This is a genomic window from Bacillus sp. VA15, from assembly GCF_055721145.1.
Genome location: NZ_JBVQPQ010000001.1, coordinates 602,603 through 621,327 on the forward strand (window position 1 = coordinate 602,603; position 18,725 = coordinate 621,327).

21 protein-coding genes are annotated in these 18,725 nt (G+C 43.9%); 13 read left to right on the forward strand and 8 right to left on the reverse strand.

The annotated features are described in order from the left end of the window. Positions 1-19 precede the first annotated feature (19 nt). The gene (locus AC0DBE_RS03235) at positions 20-904 is read right to left on the reverse strand and encodes a YegS/Rv2252/BmrU family lipid kinase (RefSeq protein WP_472961056.1); all 885 of its coding nucleotides are present in this window, start codon (positions 902-904) and stop codon (positions 20-22) included. A 159-nt stretch (positions 905-1,063) separates the two neighbouring features. Between AC0DBE_RS03235 and brxB the strand changes: the two genes are divergently transcribed. The 6 genes from brxB (at position 1,064) to AC0DBE_RS03265 (ending at position 5,604) form a co-directional block, all read left to right on the forward strand. Then, complete coding sequence (gene brxB, locus AC0DBE_RS03240) at positions 1,064-1,501, forward strand: bacilliredoxin BrxB (RefSeq protein WP_003226477.1); 438 nt, start codon at positions 1,064-1,066, stop codon at positions 1,499-1,501. A gap of 256 nt (positions 1,502-1,757) precedes the next feature. Further along, positions 1,758-2,525, forward strand: coding sequence for an arginine ABC transporter substrate-binding protein ArtP (gene artP / locus AC0DBE_RS03245; RefSeq protein ID WP_014114321.1), 768 nt, complete (start codon positions 1,758-1,760; stop codon positions 2,523-2,525). Between the two features lie 80 nt (positions 2,526-2,605). After that, the gene (gene artQ / locus AC0DBE_RS03250; protein WP_003226481.1) at positions 2,606-3,265 is read left to right on the forward strand and encodes an arginine ABC transporter permease ArtQ; all 660 of its coding nucleotides are present in this window, start codon (positions 2,606-2,608) and stop codon (positions 3,263-3,265) included. Then, positions 3,258-3,980, forward strand: coding sequence for an arginine ABC transporter ATP-binding protein ArtR (artR, locus tag AC0DBE_RS03255; RefSeq protein ID WP_014114320.1), 723 nt, complete (start codon positions 3,258-3,260; stop codon positions 3,978-3,980). The genes artQ and artR overlap by 8 nt, the downstream gene beginning before the upstream one ends. Positions 3,981-4,053: 73 nt before the next feature. Then, the gene (locus AC0DBE_RS03260) at positions 4,054-5,022 is read left to right on the forward strand and encodes an aromatic acid exporter family protein (RefSeq protein ID WP_061186911.1); all 969 of its coding nucleotides are present in this window, start codon (positions 4,054-4,056) and stop codon (positions 5,020-5,022) included. A 51-nt stretch (positions 5,023-5,073) separates the two neighbouring features. Beyond that, positions 5,074-5,604: a L,D-transpeptidase gene (locus tag AC0DBE_RS03265; RefSeq protein WP_014114319.1), complete on the forward strand. Its 531-nt coding sequence runs from the start codon at positions 5,074-5,076 to the stop codon at positions 5,602-5,604. Between the two features lie 20 nt (positions 5,605-5,624). On the opposite strand, the gene prli42 is transcribed toward AC0DBE_RS03265, so the two are convergent. Further along, positions 5,625-5,717: a stressosome-associated protein Prli42 gene (gene prli42 / locus AC0DBE_RS03270; protein ID WP_041520994.1), complete on the reverse strand. Its 93-nt coding sequence runs from the start codon at positions 5,715-5,717 to the stop codon at positions 5,625-5,627. Between the two features lie 89 nt (positions 5,718-5,806). Here prli42 and mce point away from each other — a divergent pair, with 89 nt between their 5' ends. The 3 genes from mce to AC0DBE_RS03285 are packed head-to-tail and all read left to right on the forward strand — an operon-like array spanning position 5,807 to position 8,878. After that, the gene (gene mce, locus AC0DBE_RS03275) at positions 5,807-6,229 is read left to right on the forward strand and encodes a methylmalonyl-CoA epimerase (protein ID WP_472961061.1); all 423 of its coding nucleotides are present in this window, start codon (positions 5,807-5,809) and stop codon (positions 6,227-6,229) included. Then, the gene (locus AC0DBE_RS03280; RefSeq protein ID WP_472961345.1) at positions 6,222-7,745 is read left to right on the forward strand and encodes an acyl-CoA carboxylase subunit beta; all 1,524 of its coding nucleotides are present in this window, start codon (positions 6,222-6,224) and stop codon (positions 7,743-7,745) included. The genes mce and AC0DBE_RS03280 overlap by 8 nt, the downstream gene beginning before the upstream one ends. Before the next feature lie 17 nt (positions 7,746-7,762). Further along, positions 7,763-8,878 carry a tripeptidase T gene (locus AC0DBE_RS03285; protein ID WP_072182027.1) on the forward strand — a complete coding sequence of 372 codons (1,116 nt, stop codon included), beginning with the start codon at positions 7,763-7,765 and terminating at the stop codon, positions 8,876-8,878. Positions 8,879-8,926: 48 nt separating this feature from the next. Here the strand turns inward: AC0DBE_RS03285 and AC0DBE_RS03290 are convergent, their stop codons facing one another. From AC0DBE_RS03290 to mifM, 3 genes are all read right to left on the reverse strand, one after another. Further along, the gene (locus AC0DBE_RS03290; RefSeq protein WP_072182026.1) at positions 8,927-9,655 is read right to left on the reverse strand and encodes a YqjF family protein; all 729 of its coding nucleotides are present in this window, start codon (positions 9,653-9,655) and stop codon (positions 8,927-8,929) included. A gap of 165 nt (positions 9,656-9,820) precedes the next feature. Beyond that, positions 9,821-10,648 carry a membrane protein insertase YidC gene (locus AC0DBE_RS03295; protein WP_072182025.1) on the reverse strand — a complete coding sequence of 276 codons (828 nt, stop codon included), beginning with the start codon at positions 10,646-10,648 and terminating at the stop codon, positions 9,821-9,823. A gap of 29 nt (positions 10,649-10,677) precedes the next feature. Continuing rightward, positions 10,678-10,965: a membrane protein insertion/folding monitor MifM gene (mifM, locus tag AC0DBE_RS03300; protein WP_072182058.1), complete on the reverse strand. Its 288-nt coding sequence runs from the start codon at positions 10,963-10,965 to the stop codon at positions 10,678-10,680. Between the two features lie 72 nt (positions 10,966-11,037). Here mifM and AC0DBE_RS03305 point away from each other — a divergent pair, with 72 nt between their 5' ends. Both AC0DBE_RS03305 and gndA read left to right on the forward strand, forming a co-directional pair. Then, positions 11,038-12,282 carry a DNA polymerase IV gene (locus tag AC0DBE_RS03305; protein WP_472961064.1) on the forward strand — a complete coding sequence of 415 codons (1,245 nt, stop codon included), beginning with the start codon at positions 11,038-11,040 and terminating at the stop codon, positions 12,280-12,282. A 110-nt stretch (positions 12,283-12,392) separates the two neighbouring features. Next, positions 12,393-13,802, forward strand: coding sequence for an NADP-dependent phosphogluconate dehydrogenase (gene gndA, locus AC0DBE_RS03310; protein WP_472961066.1), 1,410 nt, complete (start codon positions 12,393-12,395; stop codon positions 13,800-13,802). Between the two features lie 132 nt (positions 13,803-13,934). Here the strand turns inward: gndA and zwf are convergent, their stop codons facing one another. Further along, entirely contained in the window at positions 13,935-15,404 is a 1,470-nt protein-coding gene (zwf, locus tag AC0DBE_RS03315) for a glucose-6-phosphate dehydrogenase (protein WP_014114310.1), read from the reverse strand. Positions 15,405-15,628: 224 nt separating this feature from the next. Between zwf and rnz the strand changes: the two genes are divergently transcribed. Together rnz and rpmG are read left to right on the forward strand one after the other, a co-directional pair. Then, on the forward strand, positions 15,629-16,552 hold the full coding sequence (gene rnz, locus AC0DBE_RS03320; RefSeq protein ID WP_014114308.1) for a ribonuclease Z: 924 nt from the start codon (positions 15,629-15,631) through the stop codon (positions 16,550-16,552). Positions 16,553-16,632: 80 nt separating this feature from the next. Continuing rightward, the gene (rpmG, locus tag AC0DBE_RS03325) at positions 16,633-16,782 is read left to right on the forward strand and encodes a 50S ribosomal protein L33 (protein WP_003226511.1); all 150 of its coding nucleotides are present in this window, start codon (positions 16,633-16,635) and stop codon (positions 16,780-16,782) included. A gap of 40 nt (positions 16,783-16,822) precedes the next feature. Here rpmG and AC0DBE_RS03330 read toward each other — a convergent pair whose 3' ends face one another. Continuing rightward, a complete protein-coding gene (locus AC0DBE_RS03330) occupies positions 16,823-17,584 on the reverse strand; it encodes an alpha/beta fold hydrolase (RefSeq protein ID WP_472961069.1) in 762 nt (253 codons plus the stop codon). A gap of 109 nt (positions 17,585-17,693) precedes the next feature. Further along, positions 17,694-18,710 carry an NADPH dehydrogenase NamA gene (gene namA / locus AC0DBE_RS03335; protein ID WP_072182174.1) on the reverse strand — a complete coding sequence of 339 codons (1,017 nt, stop codon included), beginning with the start codon at positions 18,708-18,710 and terminating at the stop codon, positions 17,694-17,696. Positions 18,711-18,725 lie beyond the last annotated feature (15 nt).

Consider the following 18,725-nt stretch of genomic DNA (forward strand, 5'->3'; position numbering starts at 1 on the left):
CAACGGATTTACAAAATCTTTACGGGACTAGCATATCAATGTGCCGCGGCAGGACTTGAATTACCGCGGGCGTATGAGTATAGACTTCTCCATCTGTATCAGCCTTTTTGACAGTGTCTGTTTCAATTTCGATACGAGAGGCCTGGATATAGGACAGCTCTCCGGTAAAACGATCAATTGTTCCCTGTTCCATGCTCATCAGCTCAAGCAATGCGGAGAGATTGGTGCCGCGGCAAATGAGGATATCGAGTAAGCCGTCATCTATACTGGCATCCGGCAGGGGAATTCGGTTCGTTCCAATGTATTGTCCGTTCATAACTAGCAGCATAACGGCTTCTTCTTTAATTTCTTTTCCATCAATTTTTAATGTCATCGGAAACGATCCGGCAGATGAGACTGTTCGGAGTGCACTTGTAAAATAGCTGATTTTTCCCAATAATGCTTTTGAGGTTTCGTTGATTTGATTCGACGTTTCTGTAATCAGACCGATCCCCCAGAAATTTAAAAAATAACGCTCGTTCATCTGACATACGTCTACGCTTGTTTTTTTTCCTGACACAAGTGCTTCCGCCGCCTTTGCGAGATTTTGAGGGATGCCCAGCACTCTTGAAAAGTCATTGCATGTTCCGCCGGGCAAAATCCCGACCGCAGGCTTTCTTTCTAAAGCGCTGATGCCATTAATGCATTGATGGACTGTACCGTCGCCGCCGAGAATAAAGACGGTGTCGACAGAATCATCAATGGATTGGCAAAAATAATACGCATCGTCTTTTTTCTTTGTCTGTCTAATGATCACCTCATCTAAAGCTTGTGATAATACCGGTACCACAGCCCCTAACGCTTTTTCTATATTTTTGTTGCCGGCATTTCCGTTATGAATCAGTAACGCTTTCCGGTGGCTCATACAAAACTGCTCCTTTATTTTACATCTGGTTATATAATCCCCTTTTTCTGTAAGCTGTAAACGGAGACCAAAAAAGTGTACGGTCAAGCAATGTTATTTGCCGATATGGGCGTTTCCTTGCTATCATAAGAACAGATGATGAAAAAGGAGAGGTCTTCATTGAACATGGACTTTAATTTATTTATGAATGATATTGTCCGCCAAGCGAGACAAGAAATTACCGCTGCCGGATACACTGAGCTGAAAACCGCTGAAGAGGTGGATGAGGCACTTACGAAAAAAGGAACGACGTTAGTCATGGTAAACTCTGTTTGCGGATGCGCCGGAGGAATTGCAAGACCGGCTGCATACCATTCCGTTCACTATGATAAAAGACCTGATCAGCTCGTTACCGTCTTTGCCGGACAGGATAAAGAAGCGACAGCGCGAGCGCGTGACTATTTTGAAGGATATCCGCCATCTTCTCCGTCCTTTGCGATTTTGAAAGACGGAAAAATCATGAAAATGGTAGAGCGCCATGAAATTGAAGGCCATGAGCCGATGGCAGTAGTGGCAAAGCTGCAAGAAGCTTTTGAAGAATATTGTGAAGAAGTATAAGACGAAAAACCCGGGTGCCTAAGCGGCCCCGGTTTTTTTATGCATAAAATCCCAAAGAGATATGAATAAATATTAAGAGATTATTCAATCCAATTATGCAATGAATCTATTTTTATCTAGTAATACCGTTGGAAAAATAAGCTTGAAGATAATTTTTAAAAATAGTATTGCATAAAAATAAGAAACTGTTTAAAATACAAATTAACGAATAAATATTCAAATACACGAAAAGTAATGAATATGGGGGAAATGGATCATGAAAAAATGGCTCTTATTACTTGTAGCTGCCTGCATCATTTTTGCATTATCTGCTTGCGGCTCAAGCAATTCAGGTTCAGAAGGCGGCAAGAAAAAATTAATTATGGGTACTTCGGCGGATTACAAACCGTTTGAATATAAAGAAGGCGATAATATTGTCGGCTTTGATGTAGAGTTGGCAAAAGCGCTGGCGAAGAAGACTGGCTACGAAATTGAAGTGCAGGATATGGACTTCAACAGCTTAATTACAGCGCTGAAATCAAAACAGGTGGATCTGGTTCTGTCAGGAATGACACCGACGCCTGAGCGTAAAAAACAAGTTGATTTTTCCGATGTGTACTACACAGCGAATCATATGATTGTCAGCAAAAAAGACAGCGGCATTACATCTCTGAAAGACCTGAAAGGAAAAACAGTCGGCGTTCAGCTTGGCTCTATTCAGGAAGAGAAGGGGAAAGAGCTTTCTCCAGAATATGGTTTTAAAACAGAAGACCGCAACAGAATTTCTGATTTAGTGCAGGAAATCAAATCTGACCGCTTTGATGCCGCGATTATCGAAGACATGGTAGCAGAAGGGTATTTCAAATCAAATGACGACCTGCAAGGCTTCGTGATTCCTGATGCGAAAGCGGAGGAAGCCGGTTCAGCGATTGCTTTCAGAAAGGACAGTGAACTGACAGACAAATTCAATAAAGCGCTCAAGGAAATGGAAGATAACGGAGAGCTCGAGAAATTGAAGAAGAAATGGTTCACTGGCGAGAAGTAAAAAAAGCGGCTCAACTTTTTCGTTGAGCCTTTTTATTGAATAGGAAATCTTTTTTCCTGTAAGAAAAGGAGACAAAGACTATGAATTTGGATTTTTCAGCAACGATCCCCCAAATTCCTTTTATATTAGAAGGCTTGGCAATTACTTTGAAAATTGTTATCGTATCAGCCATTATCGGACTTATACTCGGTATTGTGCTAAGCTTATGCAAGATCAGCACATTCCGCCCACTGATCTGGATCGCTGATTTTTATACATCAGTGTTCCGCGGTACGCCTTTAGTGCTGCAGCTTATGATTGTCTATTTCGGGCTTCCGCAGCTGCTCGGCTTTCAAATTGACCAGTTTTGGGCTGCGGTTGTCGCATTGTCATTGAATTCCGCCGCTTATGTATCGGAAATTATCAGAGCCGGAATCAACGCCATTGATAAAGGGCAGAAAGAGGCGGCTGTCGCACTTGGTGTCCCGTACGGCAAAATGATGAAGGATCTGCTGTTGCCGCAGGCCTTCAAAAATATATCACCTGCAATTGTAAATGAATTAATTACGTTAACAAAAGAATCGGCGATCGTCACCGTCATCGGGCTTGGTGATGTCATGAGGCGCGCTTATCAATCTGGCGCCGCCACTTATAATTACCTTGAGCCGCTCATTATCGCCGGATTGATTTATTATGTGCTTGTCCTGATTTTAACGTTTATCGGCAAGGCTGTAGAAAGGAAGCTGAAATCCAATGATTAAGATTGAAAAGCTGTCAAAATCATTTGGGAAACACGAAGTATTAAAAAACATTTCAACAACAATCGCCGAAGGTGAAGTTGTTGCCGTAATCGGCCCTTCAGGCTCAGGCAAATCAACGTTCCTTCGCTGTTTAAACCTGTTGGAAAAGCCTAATGGCGGAACCATTACAATCAAAGACAAGGTGATCACGGAGGCGAAAACCAACACATTAAAGGTCCGGGAAAACATCGGGATGGTTTTTCAGCATTTTCATCTCTTTCCGCACAAAACGGTTCTCGAAAATATCATGTACGCGCCTATCAATGTCAAAAAAGAATCAAAACAGGCTGCACAGGAAAAAGCCGAAGAACTGCTCCGCAAAGTCGGTTTGTTTGAAAAGAGAAATGACTATCCAAACCGCTTGTCTGGCGGACAAAAACAGCGTGTCGCCATCGCCCGGGCTCTTGCAATGAATCCGGAAATCATGCTGTTTGACGAACCGACCTCTGCACTTGATCCGGAGATGGTCAAAGAAGTGCTCCAGGTTATGAAAGAACTGGTCGAAACCGGTATGACCATGGTGATTGTCACGCATGAAATGGGTTTCGCAAAAGAAGTAGCTGACCGCGTGTTATTTATGGATCAAGGAATGATTGTCGAGGACGGCAATCCGAAAGAATTTTTTCTTTCGCCAAAATCCAAAAGAGCGCAGGACTTTTTAGAGAAAATATTATAGAATATAGAAAAAAAGAAGAAGGCTGATCGCTTCTTCTTTTTTATTGAAGAAACAAATAGAAATGGAGTCCGACATGTTTAAAATTGGTTATCGCACAATAAAGACCGCGCTTGGAACAGCTTTGGCTATTTATATAAGCCAGCTTTTGCACTTGCAAAACTTCGCATCAGCAGGAATCATCACCATTTTGTGCATTCAAATCACACAAAAACGGTCGCTTCAGGCATCGTGGGCCCGCTTTGCGGCATGCTGTCTGGCAATTCTTTTTTCTTATCTTTTTTTCGAGCTGATTGGCTATCACCCGTTTGTTATCGGTGCGCTTCTCTTGATATTCATACCGATAACCGTCCTCTTAAAAATTAACGAGGGAATTGTCACCAGTTCAGTTATTATCCTTCATTTATACATGTCCGGCGGCATTACGCTTGCTTTTATTTGGAATGAAGTTCAGTTGATTACGGTTGGTATCGGTGTCGCTCTTTTGATGAACTTGTATATGCCTAGCCTTGACCGGAAGCTGATTGCCTATCGCAAAAAAATAGAGGATAACTTTGCTGTCATTTTCGCGGAAATAGAGCGGTATTTGTTAACTGGTGAGCAAGATTGGACTGGAAGAGAAATTCCGGAAACACACCAGCTCATCACGGAGGCGAAAAACCTGGCATACCGAGATGTGCAAAACCACATTCTGCGCTACGAAAATCTGCATTATCATTATTTTAAAATGAGAGAAAAGCAATTTGAAATTATCGAACGCCTTCTCCCTAAAGTGACTTCTATCTCTATTACGGTAGATCAGGGAAAAATGATCGCTGAATTTATTCACGATTTGCGGGAAGCGATACACCCGGGAAATACAGCGTACAAATTTCTGAAAAGACTTGCTGATATGAGAAAAGAATTTGAGGAGATGCCGCTCCCGGCGACAAGAGAGGAATTTGAAGCAAGAGCCGCTCTCTTCCATCTTCTCGGGGAAATGGAACAATATTTAGTAATCAAAAGTTATTTTAAAGGAATAAAAGCGCAAAAATCACTCGCATGATTCGCATGAGCTCTTCCTTCATTGGTCAACCTAATGAAAAAGGAGGAGCTTATGCGTTTTTTCTTATGTTCGATTTTTATGATGATTTCCCCGATTTGGCCGCTTGGCGAAAACCCGCTGCCGGGCGATCCGTATGTCATTGTCAACAAGAGAACAAACGAACTTGCTGTCATCCTCGACAATAAAGTAGAAGGCGTGTACAGCGTGGCGACCGGAAAAACAGACGATCTGACGCCAGAAGGGGAATTTTCAGTAACGGTTAAAGCGGTGAATCCTTACTACAGAAGGAAAAATATTGAAGGGGGATCTCCTGACAATCCGCTTGGGGCAAGATGGATCGGATTTGACGCGAAAGGAACAGACGGGCGGATTTACGGAATTCATGGGACAAACAGGGAAGACTCAATAGGAAAATTTGTGTCTAACGGCTGTATACGTATGCATAACGATGAGGTCGTTCATCTATTTCAAACGATTCCAGTGGGAACGAGAGTGCTGATTACGGACGACACCCGCTCTTTTGAGGAGATTGCTATCGAGCATAAAGCTCTGATAAAAAAGCAGGATGTTCCCATTCAATAGAGCCGCCTGCTTTTTTATCGTTAGAAAAACATGACGATTCCTGAGAGTACACTTGAAAGAATAAAAACTCCCAAAATCACAATCAAAACGCTTTTCATCAGTTTTTGAGACATGATTTCACTCCTTAGACAATCTGTCTATATTTTAGCGTGTTTTGAATGGACGGACAAGCGATATCTATTGGCGGAAAGCAGGGATAAAAATGAACAGGCTTGACCATATCGGGATAGCCGTTTTTTCGATAGAAGAAGCGAGAAGCTTTTATGAGGATATATTGGGGCTAGCGTTTCTTCATCAAGAAACGGTTGAAGAGCAAAAGGTGAATGTTGCTTTGTTTCAAGCAGGAAGCGTCAAGCTGGAGCTGATAGAGCCGTTGACAGCTGACAGCCCCGTCCGTTTATTTTTGGAGAAGAAAGGGCAGGGGCTGCATCATATTGCGTTTTTGTGCAACAGCCTATCTGAAAAGCTTCAAGCATTGTCTGACCGGAAAGTTCAATTGATTGACAGGTATCCGAGACAGGGAGCAAATGGGAAAAAGATTGCATTTCTTTCTCCACGGGAAACAAACGGCGTTCTTGTAGAGCTTTGCGATCCGAAAGGAGACCAAACCAATGAACATGAATGAGCATATTGACCATTTATACACGAGACGCGGGCAGGCAGAACAAGGAGGAGGACATGAAAAGCTGGCCCAGCAGCGGCAAAAGGGAAAGCTCACCGCTCGGGAAAGGATCGCGTTTCTTCTTGATCAGGACAGCTTTATCGAGCTGCATTCTTTCATGGAAAGCCAAGTGTTAACAAGAGAACAGCGCATTTTAGGGGATGGGGTCGTGACAGGGTACGGGACAATTGACGGCCGCTCTGTATATGTATTTGCGCAAGACTTCACTGTATTCGGCGGGGCGCTTGGCGAAACCCATGCCAAAAAAATCTGTGCTCTGATGGACCTGGCAGCAAAAAATAAGGCGCCGATTATCGGGCTGAATGACTCAGGTGGTGCGAGAATTCAAGAGGGTGTGGTATCATTAGATGGATACGGTCACATATTTTACCGAAACGTCTTATATTCCGGAGTCATTCCGCAAATATCGGTTATTTTAGGGCCGTGCGCTGGAGGCGCTGTATATTCTCCGGCACTCACAGATTTTATATTTATGGCTGAACAGACCGGCCGGATGTTTATTACCGGGCCAAAGGTGATTGAAAAAGTGACAGGAGAACAGGTTGATGCGGAGAGCTTAGGCGGAGCGGGAATACATAATGCCGTCAGCGGGAACGCCCACTTTTCCGGACATACGGAGAAGGAGGTTCTGACAGGAGTGAAAAAACTGCTGTCTTATTTGCCGCTGAATGGCCAGACAGCAGCGACGAAGCCAGAGAAAGAGGCCTCCAGGCCGTTATTAAACCGTCTCGTGCCCGCTGACACGACAAAGCCGTATGATGTTCGGACGGTGATTAAGGAGCTGGCTGATCCGCAGTCTTTTTTTGAGATTCAGCCGTTTTTTGCGAAAAACATTGTCATTGGATTTGCAAGGCTGGGTGAAAAAACGATCGGCATCGTTGCGAGCCAGCCGAAGCATCTGGCGGGCAGCCTGACGATTGACGCTGCTGATAAAGCAGCAAGGTTTATCCGTTTTTGTGATGCATTTGATATACCGCTGCTAACTGTCGAGGATGTTCCGGGGTTTCTGCCGGGTGTTCAGCAGGAGCATAACGGAATTATCAGGCACGGAGCAAAATTATTGTTTGCCTATGCAGAAGCAACCGTCCCAAAAGTTACGCTCATAATCAGAAAAGCGTATGGCGGCGCCTATGTCGCTATGAACAGCAAAGCAATCGGAGCGGACCTTGTGTTTGCATGGCCAAATGCTGAAATCGCAGTGATGGGTTCAGAGGGCGCGGTATCGATTTTGTATGAAAAGGAAATAAGAGCTTCAGCCGACCCGCAAAAGACAAAACGAGAAAAAACAGCTGAATACAAAAAGCAAAACGCCGGGCCATATAAAGCAGCGGCCTGCGGAATGGTCGATGACATCATTTTGCCGGAAGAATCAAGGAAAAGACTGATTCAAGCTTTTCACATGCTTGCATATAAGACAGAAGAGAGACCGAAAAAAAAGCACGGTAACATACCGCTTTAACATGGAGGGACTTACAAATGGTGAATGAAAAACGCCTGCTGGAAGAATTTTTAGAACTTGTCCAAATTGACTCAGAAACAAAACACGAAGCAGAAATCTGCAAAGTGCTGAAACAAAAATTTTCTGATTTAGGTGTGGATGTAAAGGAAGACGATACAATGGATATCACTGGCCACGGAGCCGGAAACCTGATTTGCACATTAAAAGGAACAAAACAAACAGATACCATTTATTTTACATCTCATATGGACACAGTTGTACCTGGAAACGGCGTAAAACCGGTTGTAGAGAATGGTTATGTTAAAACAGACGGCACTACGATTTTAGGCGCTGATGATAAAGCGGGGCTGGCTGCAATGTTTGAAGCGATTAAAGTGCTGAAAGAAGAAAGCATTGAACATGGCACGATTGAATTCATCATCACAGTAGGCGAGGAATCAGGACTGATCGGAGCGAAGGCGCTTGACCGTTCTATGATCACTGCATCCTACGGCTATGCCCTTGACTCAGACGGAAAAGTCGGAAATATCATTGTGGCCGCGCCGACACAAGCAAAAGTAAGAGCGGCAATTTACGGGAAAACCGCACACGCCGGGGTTGAACCTGAAAAAGGCATTTCAGCCATTACAATCGCTAGCAAAGCGATTTCGAAAATGCCATTGGGCCGAATCGATGAAGAAACAACAGCAAACATCGGCCGGTTTGAAGGCGGCACACAAACAAACATTGTATGCGACGAAGTCCATATTCTTGCTGAAGCACGCTCTTTAGTTCCTGAGAAAATGGAAGCTCAGGTTCAAAAAATGAAAGCTGCTTTTGAAGAAGCCGCTGCTGATATGGGCGGACGCGCAGAAGTCGAAATTGAAGTCATGTATCCAGGCTTCAAATATCAAGACGGCGACCAAGTTGTTGAAATCGCGAAAAAAGCGGCAGCTAAAATCGGACGTCCGAGCGAGCTGCAAACAAGCGGCGGTGGAAGCGACGCGAACGTTATTGCAGGTCATGGCATTCCGACGGTCAATCTTGCTGTCGGTTACGAGCAAATTCATACAAAGAATGAAAAAATGCCGATCGAAGAACTTGTTAAAACGGCAGAAATGGTTGTTGCCATTATTGAAGAGGCAGGAAAATAAGAAAGGAAAACCCGAGTGCGCTTGCCCGCATCGGGTTTTTTCTTGCATTCAGCGCCATTGCCTAAGCGGCCAAAATAACACGTCCTGTTTTTTAGCGTAATGAAGCAAAGGGTCTGACTCTGGTAATGCGATGTTGTGAGCATCAGCCACCGTATTGACGGAAAACTCGGCTTCGGCATTTTGTAACAGCCAAGGATGATGATGAATGTCTTCATAATAGAGCTTGTTGCGATAAACGGTGTAGAGTCTGTATCGTTCCGTCAGCCAGTAATCGAGCGAATCCTCTTCCGCTGTAAAAGGAGCTGAAATGGGCCGGTAAGCGGCGCGGAATGCTGCTTCTCTGTCGTCTCTCCGCTTGCTGACATAGTCAATGCCATCACCGTTTTTATCAGCTTTCATATTAGCGTAAAAATAAGGCAAATGAAAGAACGTGCGAGCGCCCAGGACCGTCAGCTGATGATCAGCATCTAAGCTGAAAAAATAAATGCCGGGCTTGCCTTTATAAGTGACATAGGTGCGGAGGTTAAGCTCAGGAAACGCACGTGCACCGGGAATGGCAGGAAGAAAACGCGCCCTCAGGTTTGTGAGCATAAAGGGAAGCATGCTGATCCAAGCTTGCCCGTTATATGTATCTAATTCTAAAACCGGCGGTACCAAAGCGCGAAGGGTAGAAACATCAACAGGCCAGTGGGCAAATAAGACATCATTCCAGGTTTGTCTCATGATCCAAATGCCTTCAGGCACAGAAATATTTTTTTGCAGAAAGCGTTCCGTCACGTATATCCTCCTTTCAGGGATGTGAGTAAAGGTATTCCCGATTTCCTTCATTTTAAACGGATACGGCTGTTTTTTTTAGGGTGGCCATTTTCGCCTCAGCCATAACAGAAAAGGGTGCGACGAAACAAAAAAAACAACCCCGGCTTTTCGCTCGGGGTTGTTTCATTATTTCACCGGCTCAGTAAGAGCGGCTGTTTTTTTACTTTTATGATGCGTCATCTGAAGGACGATGTTTTGCACTGTCAAAAACAGTCCGCTTGTAAACCAGTACAGCGGAAGAGCTGCCGGAACATTAAGTGAGAAAATCGTCATCATCACAGGGAAGATGAACACCATCAGTTTTGCAGATTGCTGCGCTGCCGGGTTTTGCGGGACAGCGGAATATTTCGCGCTCAGTTTTTGAGCGACATAGGCTTGGATAAAGTACATAGCTCCCGCACTAAGAGACACGAGAATGTCAGATTGTCCTAAACTGAACCATAAAAACGAGTGTGACGCAATTTCAGGTGTAGAGCGAATCGCGTAATAAAACCCAATCACAATAGGAAACTGAATCAGCATGGGGAGGCATCCCATGGCAAGCGGATTGATATTGTGTTCTTGATACAGCTTCATCATTTCCATTTGCAGTTCTTTTTGCTTTTCCGGGTCCTTCGTCTTTTTCAATTTGGCCTGAATGCTGTCAACCTGAGGTTTAATAACTGCCATTTTCTCTTGGAATATGCGCTGTTTTTTAAATTGATTGACAAACAAAGGCAGTACAACGACACGCACAATAATGGTTACGAGAATAATAGACAGTCCGTATTCTCCGTGAAACAGCCCGGCAACACCCTTAAGCAGAGCGGAAAACGGTTCGATTAAATAGTCGTGGAAAAAACCGACGTTGCTGAGGCCTCCCACCTGATTAGTCGCCGCGAAAGCAGCATTGCCCGAGCATAATACGATCAAAAAGATACCCATAGCCAAAAGTTTTTGATATGTTTTTAACAATTTGTTCTCCTCCTTTTTATAAATGCGGTTTATAAAAGAAGAGAACTGGCGTCTTCATCATCGTTCACAGGCGAATTCATGCGGAAGACTTTACGTATCCAAGTTGTAATGCGATGATATATAATAATAAGAAAGTCTGTTCGGTTAATGTGAAAGACCGTCTGATGTTCATCTGTTCGTTTTGATTTCCAGTGCTCGCCGGCACGGCACTCTCGTAAGAGGAATGCAATCCCGATTGCCGTCAGAGCCGGAAGAATAATTGTGAAAAAATCGACTAAGAATAAAACGTCATTTATCGATTCCACAAACATTGTAATCACATCCATTCAATACCTTCATTTTACTATATGTACAAGCCATTGTCTAATGAACGAAAAGGAGATTTGTTTATGCAGGGAAAGAGCCGAATTATTTTCCATATTGATATGAACAGTTTCTATGCATCGGTGGAAATGGCATTTGATCCGGCTCTCCGGGGGAAGCCGGTCGCAGTTGCCGGAAACGTAAAGGAGCGAAAGGGCATCGTGGTAACATGCAGCTACGAAGCAAGAGCGCGCGGCGTCAAAACAACGATGCCGGTTTGGGAAGCAAAGCGCAATTGTCCTGAGCTCATTGTTCTTCCGCCGAACTTTGACCGCTATAGAAGCTCTTCAAGAGCGATGTTTAACATTCTCCGCGAATATACTGACCTGGTGGAGCCTGTCTCCATCGACGAAGGCTATATGGACATGACCGATACACCATACAGCAGCCGCGCTCTGGAGACGGCAAAAGAAATCCAAAGCAGGCTGCAAAAAGAGCTGCTGCTTCCGTCAAGCATAGGGATCGCGCCGAATAAATTTCTCGCAAAGATGGCGTCTGATATGAAAAAACCGCTTGGCATTACGATTTTAAGAAAGAGACAAGTGCCTAATATCCTTTGGCCGCTTCCTGTGGGAGAGATGCACGGAGTTGGCAAAAAGACAGCGGAAAAGCTGAAGGGACTCGGCATCCATACGATTGGAGAGTTAGCAGCAGCTGATGAACACTCGCTGAAGCGTTTGCTTGGCATCAATGGGCCGCGCCTTAAAAATAAAGCAAATGGCATTCACCATGCGCCAGTTGACCCGGAGCGCATTTACGAATTTAAAAGCGTCGGCAATTCATCGACACTTTCACATGATTCCAGTGATGAAGAAGAGCTGCTAGGCGTTTTCAGAAAGCTTGCCGCTTCCGTGAGTGACCGTTTACAGCGCAAGGAAGTCATGGCTTCGAAGCTTTTTATTATGATTAGATATGCAGATTGGAAAACCATCACCAGAAGCATCACGCTGAAAAATCCGATCGATCAAAAAAATGAAATTATGAAAGAAGCGGAGCACCTCTTTTTTAAACATTGGAATAAAAATCCTGTCAGGCTGCTTGGCATTACCGGAACGGATTTAGTAGAAAAAGAACAGGCCTATAAGCAGCTTGATTTGTTCAGCTTTAATGAAGATGCGAAGGATGAGCCCATTCAGCAGATGATGGAAAAGCTGAATGAAAAGTACGGATCCAAGCTGATCAGAAAAGGAGCAAGGGTAAAAAAAGAGGAGAGCAAAACGAAGGGAACAAGCTTTAATAAAGATTTTTTTCAGGATGAAAAGAAAAGTTGAATTGCTTGAAAAAAAGGGTGAAAGTATGGTAATTTCTTTATTATAAATATCATTTTATTTTAATTTAAATTTTAAAATGATTAAAACGTTTGCAGAAGGGACGTTAGAATATGTCAAAACAACAAATCGGCGTTATCGGACTTGCGGTCATGGGTAAAAATCTGGCTTTAAATGTCGAAAGCCGGGGATTTTCTGTTTCTGTTTACAACAGATCAAGCAGTAAAACTGAGGAGTTTTTGCAGGAGGCAAAAGGAAAAAATGTTGTTGGCACATACAGCATTGAAGAGTTTGTCCAATCCTTGGAAACACCGCGTAAAATCTTATTAATGGTTAAAGCGGGAACTGCAACAGATGCGACAATTCAATCTCTTCTTCCTCATCTTGAGAAGGATGATATTTTAATTGACGGCGGAAATACATACTATAAAGATACACAGCGCCGTAACAAAGAACTCGCTGAAAGCGGCATTCATTTTATCGGAACAGGCGTTTCCGGCGGAGAAGAAGGAGCGCTTAAAGGGCCTTCTATCATGCCTGGCGGACAAAAAGAAGCGCATGAGCTTGTGAAGCCGATTCTTGAAGCGATTTCTGCAAAAGTTGACGGAGAACCTTGTACGACATATATCGGTCCCGACGGTGCCGGCCATTACGTAAAAATGGTGCATAACGGTATTGAATACGGAGATATGCAGCTGATTTCTGAATCTTATTTTATTCTGAAACAGGTGCTCGGTCTTTCAGCAGATGAGCTTCACGAAGTTTTCGCTGAATGGAATAAAGGTGAGCTTGACAGCTACTTGATTGAGATTACAGCTGACATCTTTACGAAAAAAGACGAAGAAACAGGCAAACCGCTTGTTGATGTGATTCTTGATAAAGCAGGCCAAAAAGGAACAGGAAAATGGACAAGCCAAAGCGCACTTGACTTAGGTGTTCCGCTTCCAATTATTACTGAGTCTGTATTCGCGCGCTTTATCTCAGCTATGAAGGAAGAGCGTGTGAAAGCGAGCGGCCTTCTCGCAGGACCAGACGTGAAGCCAGTTACAGAAAATAAAGAAGAGCTGATTGAAGCAGTCAGAAAAGCGCTGTTCATGAGTAAAATCTGTTCTTACGCGCAAGGATTTGCCCAAATGAAAGCTGCTTCTGAAGAATATAACTGGGATCTGAAATATGGCGAAATCGCTATGATCTTCCGCGGCGGCTGCATCATCCGCGCAGCGTTCCTTCAGAAGATCAAAGAAGCTTACGATCGGGAACCTGAGCTTGATAACCTTCTTCTTGACAGCTACTTCAAAAATATTGTAGAAAGCTACCAAGGAGCGCTTCGCCAAGTGATTTCACTTGCAGTTGCCCAAGGTGTGCCAGTGCCGTCATTCTCAAGCGCATTAGCTTACTATGACAGCTATCGCACAGCTGTCCTGCCTGCAAACTTAATCCAAGCGCAGCGTGACTACTTTGGCGCCCATACTTATGAGCGTACAGATAAAGAAGGTATCTTCCATACTGAATGGATGAAGTAATCAATAGAAACCCCCGAAGCCTTAGGGCTTTGGGGGTTTTTTATTGAATGTTAGAATGTCTTAAGGGATAAGGCAGTCTTGACAGCTGAAAAAAAGCCGAAAATGCTCACAAGCATTTTCGGCTTTTTCGTATTATATATTCCACCAGTGCAAGCCGTCTTTCGCCAAAAGATCATCTGATTCTTTCGGCCCCATAGAGCCTGACTCGTAGTTAGGAGACAAGGTTTTGTTTGCTGCCCATGTTTCAGAAATGGAATCGACAAAGCTCCAAGAAAGGGCAACTTCATCCCAGTGTGCAAAGTTTGTTGCGTCGCCAAGAAGACAGTCATGAATTAATTTTTCATACGCTTCAGGGGTGTTCAACTCGTCATTGCAATTGCTGCAGTAATCGAGTTTGATAGGCTGCGCGTGTGCTGCCCCGCCAAGCTTTTTAGCGTTTAAGTATAGCGTAATGCCTTCGTCAGGCTGAATATGGATGACAAGCAAGTTTGGATTCATGTTGTTTTCATTGCCGTAGTACAGGTTCATCGGAATGTCCTTAAATTGAACGACGATTTTTGTGGACTTTTCTTTCATTCGTTTTCCGGTGCGGATATAGAATGGAACACCAGCCCATCTGAAGTTGTCGATCAAGAGCTTGCCTGCAACAAAGGTTTCTGTATTTGAGTCAGGAGCGACATTATCTTCATCCGTATAAGCAGGAACCGGCACACCGTCAATTTCACCGGCTTGATACTGTCCGCGCACAAAATACTCATCTACTTCGTCTTTTGCAATAGGGCGCAGTGCTCTCAGAACCTTTACTTTTTCGCTTCTGATTTCTTCTGTGTTCAATTTGATCGGCGGCTCCATTGCAAGAAGGGCAACCATCTGCATAATGTGGTTTTGTACCATGTCGCGCAGGGCGCCTGATTTTTCGTAATATCTTGCACGGTCTTCGACGCCAAGTGATTCGCTAGATGTGATTTGAATGTTTGAGATGTAGCGGTTTGTCCAAAGCGGTTCGAAAATCGCATTGGCAAATCGAATCACTTCAATGTTCTGAACCATTTGTTTGCCTAGATAATGGTCGATTCTGTAAATTTGATCTTCCGTAAATGCTTCGCGGATTTCTTTGTTTAGTGCCTGTGCACTTGGCAGATCATGGCCGAACGGCTTTTCAATGACAAGACGGGACCAGCCTGTTGTTGCTGTAACACCTTCTGATTTTAATGTTTTTGCAATTGTCCCGAAGAATTCAGGAGCCATTGCCAAGTAGAACATTCTGTTGTTCGGAATTTGATATGTATCTTCCAACTGGTTAAGCAATACGTTAAGCTCTTGATAGGAGCCAGGGTTTGTCACGTCAAACGGGTGATAGTAAAAATGAGACGTGAAATCATCTATATGTTTATCTGCAGATGAGGAAATGGATGTTTTAACAGTTTGGCGAAGATCCTCATTGGACCAAGGTCTTCTTCCAACTCCTACAACTGCAAACTCTTCTCCGATTTGTCCGTTTTGATATAAACGGTGAATAGACGGATACAGTTTTCGTTTAGCTAAATCTCCAGTTGCACCGAATATGACAATTACTGCTTTTGGTTGTTGGTTTGTTTTCACTAAAAGTACCTCACTTTATTCGAAGCTTTATTTTAGTACACCCCGTATATTTCCTTCATTTTAAATCTAAAATTCAACGAAAGCAAACATTTAAGCCCTTTTTTTGCAGAATGCCGTAAAAATGTTTCTAGAACGAAAGGATTGTTCCTTTCAGAGGCAAGATTCACATTTTGCGCCTGATCCTGTATTCTTGTAGGTAACTAGTTCTAGTAGGAGGAAGAAACGTGGAATTACTTTTTTTAGGGACGGGAGCCGGCATTCCCGCTAAGACGAGAAACGTAACGTCGGTGGCATTAAAATTGCTTGAAGAAAGGCGTTCAGTATGGCTGTTTGACTGCGGGGAAGCCACGCAGCATCAAATTTTACATACAACGATTAAACCTCGTAAAATAGAAAAAATCTTCATTACCCACATGCACGGCGATCATGTATACGGGCTTCCGGGGCTTCTGGGGAGCCGTTCCTTTCAAGGGGGAGAGGACGAGCTGACGGTGTACGGACCTAAAGGGATCAAGGCGTTTATTGAAACAAGCCTTGCTGTCACGAAAACCCATTTGACATATCCGCTTGTGATCAAGGAAATCGAAGAAGGAATCGTGTTTGAAGACGATCAGTTTATTGTCACGGCAGTATCTGTTATTCATGGAGTAGAGGCTTTCGGGTACCGTGTGCAGGAAAAAGATGTACCAGGTTCCTTAAAGGCGGATGTATTAAAAGAAATGAATATCCCGCCTGGACCTGTGTATCAAAGAATCAAAAAAGGGGAAACGGTAACGCTTGAAGACGGACGCATCATCAATGGGAATGATTTTCTGGAGCCTCCTAAAAAGGGAAGAGCTGTTGTGCTTTCCGGAGATACGAGAGTAAGTGACAAGCTAAAAGAGCTTGCAAAGGATTGTGATGTGCTTGTTCATGAAGCGACCTTTGCTAAGGAAGATCGGAAACTTGCTTACGATTATTTTCACAGTACAACGGAACAAGCAGCTGTAACAGCGAAAGAAGCCGGTGCGAAGAAGCTCATTTTAACCCATATCAGCGCAAGATATCAGGGAGATGCCTCTCTGGAGCTTCAAAAAGAAGCGGCTGACGTTTTCCCAAACAGCGTGGCAGCGTATGATTTCTTAGAGGTAAACGTTCCGCGGGGCTGAAGGAAGAGCTCCTATTTGACAAATTGTAATTACGTTGTATAATAAAACGTAATCATTACGCTTTATAAGGAGATGCTAATATGAGAGTCAATGTTACTTTAGCCTGCACTGAAACGGGAGACAGAAATTACATCACAACAAAAAATAAACGCACCAACCCAGACCGTTTAGAGCTGAAAAAATATTCACCGCGTTTAAAGAAATATACCCTTCATCGTGAAACAAAATAACAAAAAAGACCGGGCGTTTTACGGCCCGGTCTTTTTTATGTTAATTGACTGCCTGATAAAGAGGAGCGGCCTGCTGGCACGCTGCGCACCACACGTCATAAATAGCCAAATGAACGATATGAGGTTCATCATGATGGATGTTGTGCGAGCTGTTTTTAGCTTGAATCCAGCTGCTTTGATTCGATAGAGACAAGATGCTGGTGTGCAGGTTTTGCCATTCCTGTTCAGCAGCGAATTTCGCAGTCCGTTCACCTGATGACAGTACAATGAGAGGCATGTTCCCTAAATGGACTTGCCGCTGTTTGAGTTCCTGCAGGCTTCTAGAAAACTCTGCATGTGTGCCCTCAAGCATTATCTTTTTTGTATATGCTTTGTGCATTTCTTCAGGTATAAAGGAGAAACTTGCGCAATCTCCTAAAGCTGGATCGAGGAGGACCATGCCGATAATATCGCACCTGTTTTTGCAGGCCCATAAACCGGTGATGACAGCTCCGTATGAATGTGAAACAGCCAGATATGGAGGTTTTACATCTGCTGCTTTAAGCAAACTCTCCAATTCTTTCACCTGTTGTTCCGCTGTTCGTTCAGCGCTGCTTTGCCCGCTTTTCCCTATTCCTGCCCGATCATATGTGAAAATGCCAAATTCATCATCAATGTCCGCCATTAATGGTTTCCATGTCTCAGAAGAAGTACCGTAGCCGGCCTCAAAGACAATCGTTACACCGTTTGATCCTCTCCGGTGTTGTGTATGGAATGAACATCCGTCAATCTTATATGTCTTTTCCATCCAAGCTGAGTTCATTGGAGTCATCTCCTCTAATTGGTTCTACTAGGGAGACGGAGAACCAGAGCTGATCGTTTCTCTAAAAATAAAAAAAGAGATATCCGGTTGAGGATATCTCTTATAGGCATTACCAGCCTCTTTCGTATTGAACAGGGGCTGGAATCTCTGTATTGAGCTGTTTCGCAGCAGTTCTTGCAAAGAATGGATCACGCAAAAGCTCTCTGCCGATAAAGATGAGGTCGGCACGTCCGTTTTGCAGAATTTCTTCAGCCATTGAACCGTCTGTAATCATGCCGACAGCACCAGTTGCCATGTCAGCTTGTTCACGGATTTTCTCAGCGAAGCTGACCTGATAGCCAGGGAATACGTTAATGTCTGCTTGAACAAGGGCGCCTGAGCTGCAGTCAATTAAATCAACACCCTGCTCCTTCATCCATTTTGCAAAACCGATGTGATCGGCGATATCTAAGCCCTTGTCTGTATAGTCAGAAGCAGATACACGGACAAATAAAGGGCCGTCCCATACTTGTTTGACTTCTTCGATGACTTCTCTTAAGAAACGATAGCGGTTTTCAGGTGAGCCGCCGTATTCATCTGTGCGGTGGTTGGAAAGCGGAGATAGAAATTCGTGAATTAAATATCCGTGCGCCGCATGAATTTCAATCACATCAAAACCGGCTTCTTTTGCGCGGGCAGCCGCTTGTTTGAATTCCTGGATCGTTTCTTTTATTTTTTCTGCTGACATTTCTACAGGTGTTGCTGATTGTTCGTCAAACGCAATCGCCGATGGAGCGAAAATATCTCCTTCAAGCTCTGCTTTACGTCCGGCATGGGCAAGCTGAATGCCGATTTTTGAGCCTTGTTCTTTGACATGCTCAGTCAGTTTGGCAAAGCCTTCGATATGCTCATCGCTCCAAATTCCTAAGTCTTGGTCTGTGATTCGTCCTTGAGGATTCACCGCTGATGCCTCCACAATAATCAGCCCGACCTGGCCGATTGCTCGAGATATGTAATGTGCCATGTGGAACGGCGTCAATTTTCCGTCCTTTTCATGAGAAGAATACATGCACATTGGCGACATGACGATGCGGTTTTTTAACGTCATATCCTTAATTGTAATAGGTGTGAATAATTTTCTGGCCATTTCTTTCGCCTCCCG

What these genes read in the sequence shown, in the direction of transcription:
- AC0DBE_RS03330 (WP_472961069.1), bottom strand. Translation starts at nt 17,584, where the DNA reads ATGAACTCAGCTTGGATGGAAAAGACATATAAGATTGACGGATGTTCA.
- namA (WP_072182174.1), bottom strand. Translation starts at nt 18,710, where the DNA reads ATGGCCAGAAAATTATTCACACCTATTACAATTAAGGATATGACGTTA.
- artR (WP_014114320.1), top strand. Translation starts at nt 3,258, where the DNA reads ATGATTAAGATTGAAAAGCTGTCAAAATCATTTGGGAAACACGAAGTA.
- artP (WP_014114321.1), top strand. Translation starts at nt 1,758, where the DNA reads ATGAAAAAATGGCTCTTATTACTTGTAGCTGCCTGCATCATTTTTGCA.
- AC0DBE_RS03260 (WP_061186911.1), top strand. Translation starts at nt 4,054, where the DNA reads ATGTTTAAAATTGGTTATCGCACAATAAAGACCGCGCTTGGAACAGCT.
- prli42 (WP_041520994.1), bottom strand. Translation starts at nt 5,717, where the DNA reads ATGTCTCAAAAACTGATGAAAAGCGTTTTGATTGTGATTTTGGGAGTT.
- AC0DBE_RS03280 (WP_472961345.1), top strand. Translation starts at nt 6,222, where the DNA reads ATGAATGAGCATATTGACCATTTATACACGAGACGCGGGCAGGCAGAA.
- mce (WP_472961061.1), top strand. Translation starts at nt 5,807, where the DNA reads ATGAACAGGCTTGACCATATCGGGATAGCCGTTTTTTCGATAGAAGAA.
- AC0DBE_RS03285 (WP_072182027.1), top strand. Translation starts at nt 7,763, where the DNA reads ATGGTGAATGAAAAACGCCTGCTGGAAGAATTTTTAGAACTTGTCCAA.
- AC0DBE_RS03265 (WP_014114319.1), top strand. Translation starts at nt 5,074, where the DNA reads ATGCGTTTTTTCTTATGTTCGATTTTTATGATGATTTCCCCGATTTGG.
- artQ (WP_003226481.1), top strand. Translation starts at nt 2,606, where the DNA reads ATGAATTTGGATTTTTCAGCAACGATCCCCCAAATTCCTTTTATATTA.
- AC0DBE_RS03235 (WP_472961056.1), bottom strand. Translation starts at nt 904, where the DNA reads ATGAGCCACCGGAAAGCGTTACTGATTCATAACGGAAATGCCGGCAAC.
- rpmG (WP_003226511.1), top strand. Translation starts at nt 16,633, where the DNA reads ATGAGAGTCAATGTTACTTTAGCCTGCACTGAAACGGGAGACAGAAAT.
- AC0DBE_RS03305 (WP_472961064.1), top strand. Translation starts at nt 11,038, where the DNA reads ATGCAGGGAAAGAGCCGAATTATTTTCCATATTGATATGAACAGTTTC.
- gndA (WP_472961066.1), top strand. Translation starts at nt 12,393, where the DNA reads ATGTCAAAACAACAAATCGGCGTTATCGGACTTGCGGTCATGGGTAAA.